The sequence below is a fragment of the Streptomyces chiangmaiensis genome (assembly GCF_036281785.1).
Lineage (GTDB): Bacteria > Actinomycetota > Actinomycetes > Streptomycetales > Streptomycetaceae > Streptomyces > Streptomyces chiangmaiensis.
The window spans coordinates 56374-70676 of record NZ_JAYWVC010000021.1 but is presented as its reverse complement, the minus strand read 5'-3'; the positions used below and the strand labels follow the sequence as shown (position 1 = coordinate 70676).

Here is a 14303-nt window from a genome sequence, read left to right as displayed (position 1 = left end):
TCGTACCGTGTGGTACGGGGTTTTCCGCATTTTTGGCCGCATTTTTTTTGGGTCTGCTTTCGGGGATCAATCCGGGATCAAGGCCCTTTCCCACCCCCTCCTCACCGGCGTGCGAACCCTGCGGGTAAGGTCAGGGGGCATCGTAGGCTCGTTTCTCGCAGGAGGCCCCCGGGTGGAGGTTCAGGAGACCCGTGTTCAGACGGACCGGGTCCTCACCATCCCGAACATCCTCAGCATGGCGCGCCTCGTCGGCGTGCCCATCTTCCTGTGGCTGATCCTCAGGCCCGAGTTCGGCGGGCCGAAGAGCGACGGGTGGGCGCTGCTCGTGCTTGTGCTGAGCGGTGTCAGCGACTATCTGGACGGCAAACTGGCCCGGCGCTGGAACCAGATCAGCAGCCTCGGCCGGCTTCTCGATCCCGCAGCCGACCGTCTCTACATCGCGTCCACTCTTGTGGGCCTCACTTGGCGGGAGATTCTGCCCCTCTGGTTGACCGCCGTGCTTGTGGCCCGGGAGCTGGTTCTCCTGGTGATGGTGGGCATCCTCCGGCGTCACGGCTATCCGCCGCCGCAGGTGAACTTCCTCGGGAAGGCGGCCACGTTCAACCTGATGTACGCGTTCCCGCTTCTGCTTCTCAGTGACGGAAGCGGATGGATCGCGTCACTCGCTGCTATTTTCGGATGGGCGTTCGCCGGGTGGGGTACAACCCTGTACTGGTGGGCAGGAGTCCTCTACGTGGTCCAGGTCCGCCGCCTTGTCAGGGCGGACGCCATGGTCGATTGAGCCCACCGATTGGCAGCCGTAGCGGCTCGATGGCCCGCGCGTGGAAACTGCGGGACAATCTGAACGGGTGAAGTCGGCTGGACCGTCGTCTCTTAGAGGAGGACGCTTCCGACATGAAGGCCGTCGTGATGGCCGGAGGCGAAGGCACGCGCCTTCGTCCGATGACCTCAAGCATGCCCAAGCCGCTCCTGCCGGTGGTGAACCGGCCGATTATGGAGCACGTGCTGCGGCTGCTCAAAAGGCATGGGCTCAATGAGACCGTCGTCACCGTGCAGTTCTTGGCCTCTCTGGTCAAGAACTACTTCGGTGACGGCGAAGAACTCGGCATGGAGCTCACCTATGCCAACGAGGAGAAGCCACTCGGTACTGCCGGGAGTGTCAAGAACGCAGAGGAAGCACTGAAGGACGACGCGTTCCTCGTGATCTCCGGTGATGCGCTGACCGACTTCGACCTCACGGAGTTGATCAATTTCCACAAGGAAAAGGGCGCGCTGGTCACTGTCTGTCTGACGCGTGTGCCCAATCCGCTGGAATTCGGTATCACCATCGTCGATGACGAGGGAAAGGTCGAGCGCTTCCTGGAGAAGCCGACCTGGGGTCAGGTCTTCTCCGACACCGTGAACACCGGGATCTATGTGATGGAGCCCGAGGTCTTCGACTACGTCGAACCCGATGTTCCCGTCGACTGGTCCGGTGACGTCTTCCCGCAGCTGATGAAGGAAGGCAAGCCGATCTACGGCTATGTCGCCGAGGGGTACTGGGAGGACGTCGGTACCCACGAAAGCTATGTGAAGGCGCAGGCCGATGTCCTGGAGGGCAAGGTAGACGTCGAGATCGACGGTTTCGAGCTCTCCCCTGGTGTGTGGGTCGCGGAGGGTGCGGAGGTGCACCCGGAGGCCGTACTGCGCGGACCCCTCTACATCGGGGACTACGCCAAGGTCGAGGCCGGCGCCGAAATCCGCGAGCACACCGTCGTGGGCTCCAATGTCGTCGTGAAGAGCGGAGCCTTTCTGCACAAGGCCGTCGTCCACGACAACGTGTACATCGGTCAGCACAGCAATCTGCGCGGCTGTGTGGTCGGGAAGAACACCGACATCATGCGTGCGGCCCGGATCGAGGACGGCGCCGTCATCGGCGACGAATGCCTCATCGGCGAGGAATCGATCGTCCAGGGCAATGTGCGGGTCTACCCGTTCAAGACCATCGAGGCGGGCGCCTTCGTCAATACCTCGGTCATCTGGGAGTCGAGGGGGCAGGCGCATCTCTTCGGCGCTCGTGGGGTGTCCGGGATCCTGAACGTCGAGATCACTCCGGAGCTGGCCGTGCGCCTCGCGGGCGCGTACGCAACCACGCTCAAGAAGGGGTCCACCGTCACCACCGCCCGCGACCACTCCCGGGGCGCGCGTGCGCTGAAACGCGCGGTCATCTCCGCGCTCCAGGCGAGCGCCATCGACGTACGGGACCTGGAGAACGTGCCGCTGCCCGTCGCACGGCAGCAGACCGCACGGGGCAGCGCCGGCGGCATCATGATCCGGACCTCGCCCGGTGTGCCGGACTCCGTCGACATCATGTTCTTCGACGGCCAAGGTGCCGATCTGTCGCAGGCCGGTCAACGGAAGCTGGACCGGGTGTTCGTACGGCAGGAGTACCGTCGTGCCTTCCCCGGTGAGATCGGGGACCTGTACTTCCCGTCCAGCGTCTTCGACTCGTACACCGGATCGCTCCTGCGCAGCGTGGACACGTCGGGGATAACCGAGTCGGGGCTCAAGGTCGTCGTGGACGCCTCGAACGGCAGCGCGGGACTGGTTCTGCCGAGCCTGCTCGGCAAGCTCGGCGTGGACTCGCTGACGATCAATCCGGGTCTCGACGAGTCCCGTCCCACCGAGAGCGCAGACGCGCGGCGCTCGGGACTCTTGCGGCTCGGCGAGATCGTCGCCTCGTCGCGGGCCGCTTTCGGCGTGCGGTTCGACCCGGTCGGCGAGCGGTTGTCGCTCGTCGACGAGAAGGGGCGGATCGTCGAGGACGACCGGGCGCTGCTGGTGATGCTCGACCTGGTGGCCGCGGAGCGGCGCAGCGGGAAGGTGGCCCTGCCGGTGACCACGACCCGGATCGCCGAGCAGGTGGCGGCCTATCACGGGACGCAGGTCGAATGGACCACCACCTCGCCCGACGATCTCACGCGCGTGGGCGGCGAGGAGTCGACCATCTTCGGCGGAGACGGGCGCGGTGGCTTCATCGTGCCGGAGTTCAGCAGCGTCTTCGACGGTACGGCCGCGTTCGTGCGGCTGATCGGTCTGGTGGCGAGGACACAGCTCACCCTCAGCCAGATCGACGCGCGGATTCCGCGGGCGCACGTCCTCAAGCGCGATCTCGCGACGCCGTGGGCCGTCAAGGGCCTGGTGATGCGCCGTGTCGTGGAGGAGGCCGGGGAGCGGTTCGTGGACACCACCGACGGCGTACGGGTCGTGGAGACCGACGGGCGGTGGGTGCTGGTGCTGCCCGACCCCGCGGAGGCCGTCACCCATCTGTGGGCTGAGGGCCCCGACGACGCCTCCGCGCAGGCCCTGCTCGACGAGTGGGCGGCGGTCGTCGACAGCGCCGGCCGATAGGAACGGGCGACACGCCCGCGTGCCCGACATGTGCCCCGAGGGGTATGTCCGGCACGCGGGCGGGGCCATTCGGAGTATCCGCTCACGACATGCGACTATGTGCGGCATGCCGCAGCCGCCCCCCGTTCGGAGCACACCAGGGCGCCCCCCGCGTCCGGACGCCTCCATGTCGTTGCTCACCAACGTCATGGATCACAGCCTCGACGACGGATACGCCGAGGCGGCCGCCCGGAAGCACGCGGAGGGCGAGGGCGGAATGCCGAGGACGGTGCGGGCCAAGCTCGGTCTCGCGGCCGGTCTGGTGCTCGCCGCGCTCGTGGTGACCGTGGGCGCCGCTCAGGCGCGTGTGGCGGCCCCGACGGTCGCAAAGGAGCGCCAGGAGCTCATCGACCGCATCCAGCGCGAGACCGCGGCCGCGGACAAGCTCGAGGCGTCGGTGGACACGTTGCGCGACGACGTGAGCGCGCGGCAGCGCGCCGCGCTGGAGAGAGACGGCGGTTCGGACTCGGCCGATCTCGTCGGGGTCCTGTCGGGCGCGGTCGCCGTGCACGGTCCCGGCGTGAAGCTCGTGGTGAACGACGCGAAGGAAGCCACAACGGGCGGCAACGGCGATCCCCGGGAGACCTCCGACTTCTCCGACACCGGCCGCGTGAGGGACCGCGACATGCAGCGGGTCGTCAACGGTCTGTGGGAATCGGGCGCCGAAGCGATTTCGATCAACGGTCAGCGGTTGACGGCGCTGTCGGCCATCCGGGCCGCGGGTGACGCGATACTGGTGGACAACAGGCCGCTGGTGCCGCCGTACACGGTGCTCGCGGTGGGGGACGGCAACCGGCTCAGCACCGGGTTCCAGAACAGCGCCGAGGGGTTGTATCTGCATGCGCTGCAGCAGAACTACGGGATCAGGACCGGCATATCAGTCGAGAGCGACGTCCGGCTGCCCGCCGCACCGAGTGTGATCGTACGTACAGCACAGCCGACCACAGAGAAGGGCACATCGTGATCGCCGTACTGGGCCTCGTCGTCGGAGTCGTGGTCGGGCTGTTGGTCCGGCCTGAGGTTCCGGCGGTCGTCGAGCCTTACCTGCCCATCGCCGTCGTCGCGGCACTCGACGCCGTGTTCGGCGGCCTGCGGGCCATGCTCGACGGGATCTTCGACGACAAGGTCTTCGTGGTGTCGTTTCTGTCGAACGTGGTGGTGGCGGCGCTGATCGTGTTCCTGGGGGACAAGTTGGGCGTCGGCGCCCAGCTGTCCACAGGCGTCGTGGTCGTCCTCGGCATCCGCATCTTCTCCAACGCCGCGGCGATCCGCCGGCATGTGTTCCGGGCGTGAGGGCGATGAGCAACGAGGAAGAGAAGCCCCAGGCGCCGCAGGGCCCCGAGCACCGGCTGCGCAAGGAGCTGCCGCAGGAGATCCCGGCGGCCGCAGGCACGCCCGGGGCGCTGAACGAGGCCGAGGAGGCGAAGGCCCCCGCGGCCGCACTGACCGGCCGTCAGCGCCTTGCCCAGGGGCTGTGGCCACCGCGTGTGACACGGGCCCAATTCATCGTCGCCCTCCTGCTGTTCGGCCTCGGCTTCGGCCTGGCCGTCCAGGTCGCCTCCAACAGCGACAGCGGCAGTGCCCTGCGCGGCGCGCGCCAGGAGGATCTCGTGCGCATCCTCGATGAACTCGACGACCGTACTCAGCGTCTTCAGGACGAGAAGCAGGGGCTCGAGGACCAACGGTCCGAGCTGGAGAACAGTTCGGACCGGGCCGAGGAGGCTCGTAAGCAGACCGCCGAGAAGGAGAAACAACTGGGCATCCTTGCGGGCACGGTGGCGGCGCAGGGCCCCGGCATCACGATGACCATCCAGGACACGAAGGGAACGGTCCAGGCGGACATGCTGCTCGACGCGATCCAGGAACTGCGCGCGGCCGGCGCGGAGGCGATACAGGTGAACGGGGTACGGGTCGTCGCCGGCACCTATCTGACGGACTCCGGGAAGAGCGTGAGCGTCGACGGGAACAAGATCACCCAGCCCTATCGTTTCCAGGTCATCGGCAAGCCCCAGGACCTCGAGCCGGCACTCAACATCCCCGGAGGCGTGGTGCAGACCCTGGAGAAGGAGCAGGCCACGGTCACCGTGGAGCGTTCTACGAAGATCGTCGTGGATGCCTTGCGAGCGGCGGAGCAGCCTGACTACGCTCGATCGTCCTCCCAGTGAATCGGGGGTGCATGGAGGCCGTCGGGCAAGGGCATGAGGTTGCGGGGGGTCGGCGCACCGAATGGGGGGTGCGTGGTGGAAACTGTCTGGTGGATACGGACGTTGTGAGGATGTCCGGGCCGGTCGGTGTATGTCATCAGGGTTCGTCCTGCCCCACGGGCGGGTCTGTTTCGGTCAAGGGGAATCGCCCGTGAAGTTGTTTGCGAAGTTGTTCGGCAAGAGCGCGCGAGAGGGCAGCGACAACGCGACTGCTCGTCATCGTGCCCAGCCGGGAGAAGCAGAGGGGCAGCGCCCCCTGTTCCGGGACCAGGTCGCTGGTCCGGGTGGTGGCATTTCGGGAGGTCAGGGCGCGGCGTCTGTTGACCCCGGTGCCTCAGGCCCCATAGGTTTCGGGGACATGTCGGCCCTGGTGTGTACGAGGTGCGGTCACCGCAACCCGGAGAACAGCCGCTTCTGCTCCAACTGCGGTGCGCCGCTGCGGGCCGGTGCGGTGCCGGAGCGTGCGTCCGAGACGACCTCCACGATCTCGATCTCGGGTCTGGAGGCCTACGACGCGGAGGCCACCGGCCAGACGCCGGTGCCCGCGCTCTCTCCGGAGGCACAGGCGGCCGTGGACGCGCTGCCGGTCGGTTCGGCGCTGCTGGTGGTGCGCCGCGGCCCCAACTCGGGCAGCCGCTTCCTGCTGGACAGCGACCTGACCACGGCGGGGCGCCACCCCCAGAGTGACATCTTCCTGGATGATGTGACGGTCTCGCGCCGGCACGTGGAGTTCCGGCGCAGCCCGGACGGCACGTTCACGGTGGCCGACGTCGGCAGTCTCAACGGTACGTATGTCAACCGTGAGCGCATCGACCAGGTCGCGCTCAACAACGGCGACGAGGTGCAGATCGGCAAGTACAGGCTGGTCTTCTACGCGAGTCAGCGGGGCATCTGACCCGCCAGGGAAGGGTCCATGCTTCACACACCGAGCGGCGGCGCCGACAGCGGCACCGCCGCCACGGACAACGGGCCGATGAGTATCGGCGCCGTGCTGAACGTGCTGCGCGAGGAATTCCCCGAGGTCACCATCTCCAAGATCCGCTTCCTGGAGTCCGAGGGGCTCATCGAGCCGCAGCGCACCCCATCGGGATATCGCAAGTTCAGCATGCGCGACGTCGAGCGCCTCGGTCACGTGTTGAGGATGCAGCGGGACCACTATCTGCCGCTCAAGGTCATCCGCGAGCATCTGGACGCCCTGGAGCGGGGCGAGGAAGTTCGACTGCCGTCCCTGGGCCGTCCGCGTGACCTGGGCGAGGGCGAGCCCCTCGGGGACATCCTGGGCGAGCTCGAGACGCCCGCAACCGCGCGGATCGCCCGTGACGAGCTGCTGACGGCCACCGGGATCAGCGCGGAGCAACTCGAGGAGTGGGAGTCGTACGGCCTCGTCGTACCGCTGCCGGAAGGTGTGTACGACGCCGAGACCGTCACGGTGGCCACTCTGGTGGCGGAACTGGGCAGGCACGGGATCGAGCCGCGCCATCTGCGGGTGATGAAGGCGGCGGCGGACCGCGAGGCGGGCTTGGTGGACCAGGTAGTGGCCCCGTTGCGGCTCCATCGCAACCCGCAGACCAGGGCACATGCCGAGGCGCGCACCAAAGAGCTGGCAGGGCTCGCGGTGAAGCTGCATGCCGCGCTGGTGCAGTCCGCGCTGGGCGTGCGTCTGCCCTGAGCCGGGGGGTTCGCCGACGGCGGATCGATCGGCCGATCTGTGCCCGACTACCCAAACATCCCGGGCACGGCCTAGGGTTGCTGTGTGAACGAGCTCGATGTCGTAGGTGTCCGGGTCGAGATGCCCTCCAACCAGCCGATCGTGCTCCTGCGTGAAGTGGGAGGCGACCGCTACCTCCCCATCTGGATCGGGCCCGGGGAGGCGACGGCGATCGCGTTTGCCCAGCAGGGTATGGCCCCCGCACGACCGCTGACCCACGACCTGTTCAAGGACGTGCTGGAGGCCGTCGGCCAGGAGCTCACGGAAGTTCGCATCACAGATCTGCGTGAGGGCGTCTTCTACGCGGAGCTCGTTTTCGCCAGCGGGGTCGAGGTGAGCGCGCGCCCGTCCGATGCCATAGCGCTGGCGCTGCGCACCGGCACGCCGATCTACGGCAGTGACGGAGTGCTGGATGATGCGGGCATCGCGATCCCGGACGAGCAGGAGGACGAGGTCGAGAAGTTCCGTGAGTTCCTCGACCAGATCTCCCCGGAGGACTTCGGCACGAGCAGCCAGTGACGGTTTCCCTCCCGGGTCGACCAAGGGGTGTGCCGGCCGGGACCGGATGACGCAGGGGTGGCTCCGGGGTTCGGTGTGCCGGGTGTGGTGCTCGAGGCCTTCCGCGGCGGTTTCGTCGATGATCGAGAGCGTCCTGGGGCGACCCGAACCCCCAGCTCAGGCCGACCAAGACGGCGAGCCGCTGCTCCCGCTTCGGTGATTCCTCCACTGAGGGCGAGATCGTCCGTGTGCCCGCACGGCAGCGAGGCTCGGGCCGGGCGGGGCCGGAGGCCATGACAGCTGCCGGGGGTTCCCGGTTCCAAAGACGTCGGGCCTCGAACGGCGGGAAGGAGCATGTGGCCGCGCACTGAAGCACATGCCGGGGGCTTGTGCCACTTCGCAGAGGCCACTGCCGAAGCATTCGGCTAGCCTTTCCCCGCGGAAGGGTACGGGAAACCACTCCTAGGGTGATTATCACTCGGCGTGCCGAGTGTGGCGATCGTTGACGCGCCCTTGGTGACTGCCTACCGTCGAGAAGGCAGGTCAAGGACGGAGGTCGGCGTGAGAATCAGCGGCGGCGGTACGGCTGGGGGTGCCCCCGGACGGAGTCTGGGGGAGAATGGCCCGCACCCGCTTCACGGCAGCGCGACCGGCTCCGCCCCTCAGCGGCCGACGGCCGTGCCGGGCGACGGAGGGGCGGCTTCCGAGCAGATGGGCTATCGAGGTCCCACGGCGTGCGCCGCCGCGGGCATCACCTACCGCCAACTGGACTACTGGGCCAGGACGGGTCTCGTCGAACCGAGCGTGCGCCCCGCCTACGGGTCGGGGACGCAGCGGCTGTACAGCTTCCGGGACGTGGTCGTCCTCAAGATCGTCAAGCGGTTCCTCGACACCGGCGTGTCCCTGCAGAACATTCGCACCGCCGTCCAGCACCTTAGGGAACGCGGCTTCCGTGACCTGGAGCGGATGACGCTGATGAGCGACGGAGCGACGGTGTACGAGTGCACGTCGCCGGACGAGGTCCACGCTCTGCTCCAGGGCGGTCAGGGCATATTCGGTATTGCCGTCGGCGTCGTGTGGCGGGACGTGGAGAACGCCCTGTCCCAGTTGCACGGCGAGCGCATCGACACGGGCGAGACCATCGTCGGGAACCACCCCGGGGACGAGCTGGCACGGCGACGCAACCGGGCCGTCTGAGACGCGCCGTCACCAGGCGGCATTGTCAGTGGCGTAGGGCAGCATCGGAGATGTGAGAAGCGCGCCCACGATCCTCCATCTCGACATGGATGCCTTCTACGCCTCGGCGGAGCAGGCATCCAAGCCGAGCCTGCGCGGGAAGGCCGTCATCGTGGGCGGACTCGGACCTCGGGGAGTGGTGGCCACGGCCTCGTACGAGGCGCGAGTCTTTGGAGTGCACTCGGCGATGCCCATGGCGCAGGCACGCCGGCTCGCACCCCACGCCGCGTATCTGGTGCCGCGATTCGGTTTCTACCGGGAGATCAGCGAGCAGGTGATGGAGCTGCTGCGAGCACTGTCGCCGCTCGTGGAGCCGCTGAGCCTGGACGAGGCGTTCGTGGATCTGGAGGCCGGGGGAGCGGCCTGGGACGAGGAGTCGGCCCTCCGGACGGGGGTGAAACTGCGCGCGGACATCCGTGAGGGCACCGGGCTTACGGGCTCGGTGGGGCTCGCCGCGTCCAAGATGCTCGCCAAGATCGGCTCCGAACAGGCCAAGCCGGACGGCCTGGTGCTGATACGGCCAGGTACCGAGCGCGCGCTGCTCGGTCCGATGTCGGTGCGCACGCTGCCGGGGGTCGGCCCCGCCACAGGGGACCACCTGCGCCGGGCCGGGATCACCACGGTCGACGAGATCGCCGAGGCGGGCGAGGACGAGCTCGTGCGGCTGCTGGGCAAGGCCCACGGGCACGCCCTCTACGCCATGGCGCTGGCGCAGGACGAGCGGCCGGTGGTGGCCGAGCGGGAGGCCAAATCGGTGTCGGTCGAGGACACCTACGACGTGGACATCCACGATCGGGTCCGGGTCGGGCTCGAGGTGCAGCGGCTCGCCGACCGGTGCGTCCGCAGGCTGCGGGGTGCCGGCCTGTCGGGGCGGACGATCGTGCTGAAAGTCCGCAGGTACGACTTCGCGACGCTGACCCGGTCCGAGACCCTGCGCGGGCCCACGGACGATCCTGCGGTTGTGCGGGAGGCCGCCGGGAGGCTCCTGGACTCGGTGGACACGACCGGTGGGGTGCGGCTGCTCGGCGTCGGAGTCAGCGGGCTCGCCGACTACACCCAGGAGGACCTGTTCGCCCAGGCCCACCTGGCCGCGGGGGACGCGGGCACCGAGGGCCGACCGGAGGACGGGGAGGCGACCGAGACCACCGAGGAGGAGTCGGCAGCGGCCTCTGAGCATGTCTGGCGCGCGGGCCAGGACGTCCGGCACGCCGAGTACGGTCACGGGTGGGTGCAGGGCAGCGGCCTCGGCCGGGTGACCGTGCGGTTCGAGACACCCGACTCCGAGCCGGGTCGCGTGCGCACGTTCCGCACCGACGACCCCCGGCTCGAGCCGGCGGATCCGCTGCCGCTGGTGCCCCGAAGGCCCGAGTCCGCGGGGCCACGGGCGGCGGCATCGGGCACCGGGGCCTGACCGTGCCGTCGGGCGGCGTCGGGTGGCCGCGGCGGCCACGACTCCGGGCCGGACGGATGCCTCCGGTGTCGAGGGGGCGAGGACCCGGGTGGGGCTCAGGCCTCGTCCGACCCGGCCAGATGCCCGAAGTCGCGGTCCGGTGGCGGTGGGGGCGAGGTCACGTCGAGCCCGTAATGGTGGTAGAGCTGCAACTCCTGTTCGGGGGAGAGATGGCGTCCGACGCCGAAGTCGGGAGCGTCCTTGATCAGGGCGCGCTCGAAGGGGACCCACAGAGCACCCTCGATCACTTCACTGGGCTCCAGCGGGACGAACGCGTCCCTGCTGAACAGGCCTGTTCGTATGGCCGCCCACTCGGGTGCACCGGTCGCGTCGTCGAGGTAGACCTCGTCAATCGTGCCGATCTTGTTCCCGTTGCGGTCGAACGCCTTGCGGCCGATCAGACTCCGCGGATCGATATCGGTCTTCACGGTCCCTCCAGCAGGTCGCAACGCATCCGTAAGCACTACGAAAGAGCACAATCAGGAAGGCGGCCACTCGAAGGTGCCGGTCTTGTCTCCGCTGGTACTCTGGCTAGCGGCTGCTGACCCCATGCGGGAGAGTCCTCCGGAGCGAACCGGAGGCGCCGAAGGAGCAAACCCTCCCCGGAATCTCTCAGGCACACGTACCGCACGGACGAGGTCACTCTGGAAAGCAGGGCGGGTGTCGACGGCTTCCGCTCTCACCGACGGTGAAAGCCGGAGCGCCTTCGGGCGGACCGGTGAAGCTCTCAGGTCGAGATGACAGAGGGGGAGGCCGTCGGGGTACCCGCGCCGTGGTGCCCCTCGAAGGTCGTGTCAGACCAGGAGGCCTCCGCAATGACAGCCCATCGCATTCCGCTCGCCGATCTCGAACGGGGGACGCCCTTCGAGCAGCGCCACATCGGGCCCGACCACGAGGCCCGCGCGAAGATGCTCGCTCAGGTGGGCTACGGCTCGCTCGACGAGCTCACGGCCGCAGCGGTCCCGGATGTGATCAAGAACACCGAGGCCCTGGACCTGCCGGGTGCGCGGACCGAGCGCGAGGTGCTGGCCGAGCTGCGCTCTCTCGCCGATCGCAACCAGGTCCTCGACTCCATGATCGGTCTCGGCTATTACGGGACCTTCACGCCGCCGGTGATCCTGCGGAACGTGATGGAGAACCCGGCCTGGTACACCGCGTACACGCCCTACCAGCCGGAGATCTCCCAGGGGCGCCTCGAGGCCCTGCTGAACTTCCAGACGATGGTCGCCGACCTCACCGGACTGCCGACCTCCGGCGCCTCCCTCCTGGACGAGGGCACGGCCGCCGCCGAGGCGATGGCGCTGTCCCGGCGCATGGGCCGGAACAAGAAGGGCCTCTTCCTGGTCGACGCGGACGCGCTGCCGCAGACGATCGCCGTGATCCAGACCCGTGCCGAGCCGGCCGGTGTGGAGGTGGTCGTCGCCGACCTGGGCGACGGAATTCCGGCCGAGATCGCGGAGCGGGAGATCAACGGCGTACTGATCCACTACCCGGGCGCCTCCGGTGCCGTACGCGACATCAGGCCGGTCATCGAGCAGGCCCACAAGGTGGGGGCGCTCGTCACCGTCGCGGCCGACCTTCTCGCACTGACCCTGCTGACCTCGCCCGGTGAGCTGGGCGCGGACATCGCCGTGGGCACCACGCAGCGTTTCGGTGTGCCGATGGGCTTCGGCGGACCGCACGCCGGATACATGGCGGTGCACGAGAAGTTCGCCCGCAGCCTGCCCGGTCGGCTCGTGGGTGTCTCCGTGGACGCCGACGGGCACAAGGCGTACCGGCTCGCCCTGCAGACCCGGGAGCAGCACATCCGTCGCGAGAAGGCGACGAGCAACATCTGCACCGCTCAGGTCCTGCTCGCGGTGATGGCCGGCATGTACGCCGTCTACCACGGGCCCGAGGGCCTGCGGACCATCGCGCGGCGCACCCACCAGTACGCCGCGATCCTCGCCGCGGGCCTCACCGCGGGCGGGGTCGAAGTCGTCCACGGCGCCTACTTCGACACGCTGACCGTGCGGGTGCCCGGCCGCGCCGACGCGGTCGTCGCCAGCGCGCGTGAGCGCGGGGTCAACCTGCGCCTCGTCGACGCCGACCATGTGTCGATCGCCTGCGACGAGACGACCGGCCGGGCCCAGCTGGCCGCCGTGTGGACCGCGTGCGGCGTGGAGGGTGACGTCGAGGCGCTGGACGCGAGCACCGAGGACGCGCTTTCCGAGGGCCTGCTGCGCACCGACGACTACCTCACGCACCCGGTCTTCCACCAGCACCGCTCCGAGACCGCGATGCTGCGCTACCTTCGCCGGCTGGCGGACCGGGACTACGCGCTCGACCGCGGCATGATCCCGCTGGGCTCCTGCACCATGAAGCTCAACGCGACCACGGAGATGGAGCCGGTCACCTGGCCCGAGTTCGGGCAGCTCCACCCCTTCGCGCCCGCCGAGCAGGCGCAGGGCTATCTGACGCTCATCCGTGAGCTGGAGGAGCGGCTCGCCGAGGTCACGGGCTACGACAAGGTGTCCCTTCAGCCCAATGCCGGTTCGCAGGGCGAGCTGGCCGGTCTGCTCGCGGTGCGCGGCTACCACCGCGCCAACGGTGACCACCAGCGCACCGTCTGCCTCATCCCGTCCTCCGCGCACGGCACCAACGCCGCAAGCGCCGTGATGGCGGGCATGAAGGTCGTCGTGGTGAAGACCGCCGAGGACGGCGAGGTCGACATCGAGGACCTGCGGGCCAAGATCGAGCAGTACCGCGACGAACTGTCGGTGCTGATGATCACGTATCCGTCCACGCACGGTGTGTTCGAGGAGCACATCGCCGACATCTGCGCGGCCGTCCACGAGGCCGGCGGTCAGGTGTACGTCGACGGCGCCAACCTCAACGCCCTGGTCGGCCTGGCCAAGCCGGGCCACTTCGGCGGTGACGTCTCGCACCTGAACCTGCACAAGACGTTCTGCATCCCGCACGGCGGTGGTGGTCCGGGTGTCGGCCCGGTCGGCGTGCGTGCGCACCTGGCGCCGTACCTGCCGAACCACCCGCTGCAGCCCGCGGCCGGTCCGGAGACGGGCGTCGGCCCGATCTCGGCCGCTCCGTGGGGATCGGCGGGCATCCTGCCGATCTCGTGGGCGTACGTCCGTCTCATGGGCGGTGAGGGCCTCAAGAACGCCACGCAGGTGGCCGTGCTGTCCGCCAACTACATCGCCAAGCGCCTGGAGCCGCACTACCCGGTGCTCTACACCGGCCCCGGCGGCCTGGTCGCGCACGAGTGCATCATCGACCTGCGTCCGCTGACCAAGGCGACCGGGGTGAGCGTCGACGACGTCGCCAAGCGGCTGATCGACTACGGCTTCCACGCGCCGACGATGTCGTTCCCGGTGGCCGGCACGCTGATGATCGAGCCGACCGAGTCCGAGGACATCACCGAGATCGACCGGTTCTGCGACGCGATGATCGCCATTCGTGCGGAGATCGAGAAGGTCGGCTCGGGCGAGTGGCCCGCCGAGGACAACCCCCTGCGGAACGCCCCGCACACCGCCGCGGCACTCGGCGGCACGTGGGAGCACCCGTACGCGCGCGATGAGGCCCTCTTCCCGGCCGGCGTCTCCGCGGCGGACAAGTACTGGCCTCCGGTGCGCCGTATCGACCAGGCCTTCGGTGACCGGAACCTGGTCTGCTCCTGCCCGCCGCTGGACGCTTACGAGGAGTAATCGCCCTCGGACATGCGTCGGGGCCGGTTCGGAGCGTACGCCTCCGGGCCGGCCCCCTTGTGTCAGGGCAGTGGCTG

At 68.7% G+C, this 14303-nt stretch carries 12 protein-coding genes and 1 riboswitch; of the genes, 11 read left to right on the top strand and 1 reads right to left on the bottom strand.

The window, feature by feature from the left end; translation table 11 throughout:
- Nucleotides 1-172 precede the first annotated feature (172 nt).
- The 10 genes from VXC91_RS09980 to VXC91_RS09935 all read left to right on the top strand — a co-directional run bounded on the left by VXC91_RS09980 (nucleotide 173) and on the right by VXC91_RS09935 (nucleotide 10486).
- Nucleotides 173-781 (top strand): CDP-alcohol phosphatidyltransferase family protein, encoded by a 609-nt coding sequence (locus VXC91_RS09980; protein WP_329506707.1) that lies wholly within the window; start codon nucleotides 173-175, stop codon nucleotides 779-781.
- Between the two features lie 113 nt (nucleotides 782-894).
- Nucleotides 895-3390, top strand: coding sequence for a mannose-1-phosphate guanyltransferase (locus VXC91_RS09975; RefSeq protein ID WP_329506701.1), 2496 nt, complete (start codon nucleotides 895-897; stop codon nucleotides 3388-3390).
- Nucleotides 3391-3556: 166 nt separating this feature from the next.
- The gene (locus VXC91_RS09970; protein WP_329506699.1) at nucleotides 3557-4393 is read left to right on the top strand and encodes a DUF881 domain-containing protein; all 837 of its coding nucleotides are present in this window, start codon (nucleotides 3557-3559) and stop codon (nucleotides 4391-4393) included.
- Nucleotides 4390-4722: a small basic family protein gene (locus VXC91_RS09965; protein WP_019708255.1), complete on the top strand. Its 333-nt coding sequence runs from the start codon at nucleotides 4390-4392 to the stop codon at nucleotides 4720-4722. The genes VXC91_RS09970 and VXC91_RS09965 overlap by 4 nt, the downstream gene beginning before the upstream one ends.
- 5 nt (nucleotides 4723-4727) lie before the next feature.
- Nucleotides 4728-5594: a DUF881 domain-containing protein gene (locus VXC91_RS09960; RefSeq protein ID WP_329506698.1), complete on the top strand. Its 867-nt coding sequence runs from the start codon at nucleotides 4728-4730 to the stop codon at nucleotides 5592-5594.
- Nucleotides 5595-5655: 61 nt separating this feature from the next.
- Nucleotides 5656-6528, top strand: coding sequence for an FHA domain-containing protein (locus VXC91_RS09955; protein ID WP_329506697.1), 873 nt, complete (start codon nucleotides 5656-5658; stop codon nucleotides 6526-6528).
- Between the two features lie 18 nt (nucleotides 6529-6546).
- Nucleotides 6547-7302, top strand: coding sequence for a transcriptional regulator FtsR (gene ftsR / locus VXC91_RS09950; protein ID WP_329506696.1), 756 nt, complete (start codon nucleotides 6547-6549; stop codon nucleotides 7300-7302).
- 84 nt (nucleotides 7303-7386) lie between these two features.
- On the top strand, nucleotides 7387-7860 hold the full coding sequence (locus VXC91_RS09945; protein WP_004002801.1) for a bifunctional nuclease family protein: 474 nt from the start codon (nucleotides 7387-7389) through the stop codon (nucleotides 7858-7860).
- 540 nt (nucleotides 7861-8400) lie between these two features.
- Nucleotides 8401-9036 (top strand): MerR family transcriptional regulator, encoded by a 636-nt coding sequence (locus VXC91_RS09940; protein ID WP_329506695.1) that lies wholly within the window; start codon nucleotides 8401-8403, stop codon nucleotides 9034-9036.
- A gap of 52 nt (nucleotides 9037-9088) precedes the next feature.
- Nucleotides 9089-10486, top strand: a complete 1398-nt coding sequence (locus VXC91_RS09935) for a DNA polymerase IV (protein ID WP_329506693.1) — start codon at nucleotides 9089-9091, stop codon at nucleotides 10484-10486.
- Nucleotides 10487-10581: 95 nt separating this feature from the next.
- Here the strand turns inward: VXC91_RS09935 and VXC91_RS09930 are convergent, their stop codons facing one another.
- Nucleotides 10582-10953: a PRC-barrel domain-containing protein gene (locus VXC91_RS09930; protein WP_329506691.1), complete on the bottom strand. Its 372-nt coding sequence runs from the start codon at nucleotides 10951-10953 to the stop codon at nucleotides 10582-10584.
- A 114-nt stretch (nucleotides 10954-11067) separates the two neighbouring features.
- Nucleotides 11068-11163, top strand: a riboswitch (glycine riboswitch).
- A gap of 177 nt (nucleotides 11164-11340) precedes the next feature.
- Here VXC91_RS09930 and gcvP point away from each other — a divergent pair.
- Nucleotides 11341-14226, top strand: coding sequence for an aminomethyl-transferring glycine dehydrogenase (gene gcvP / locus VXC91_RS09925; RefSeq protein WP_329506690.1), 2886 nt, complete (start codon nucleotides 11341-11343; stop codon nucleotides 14224-14226).
- Nucleotides 14227-14303 lie beyond the last annotated feature (77 nt).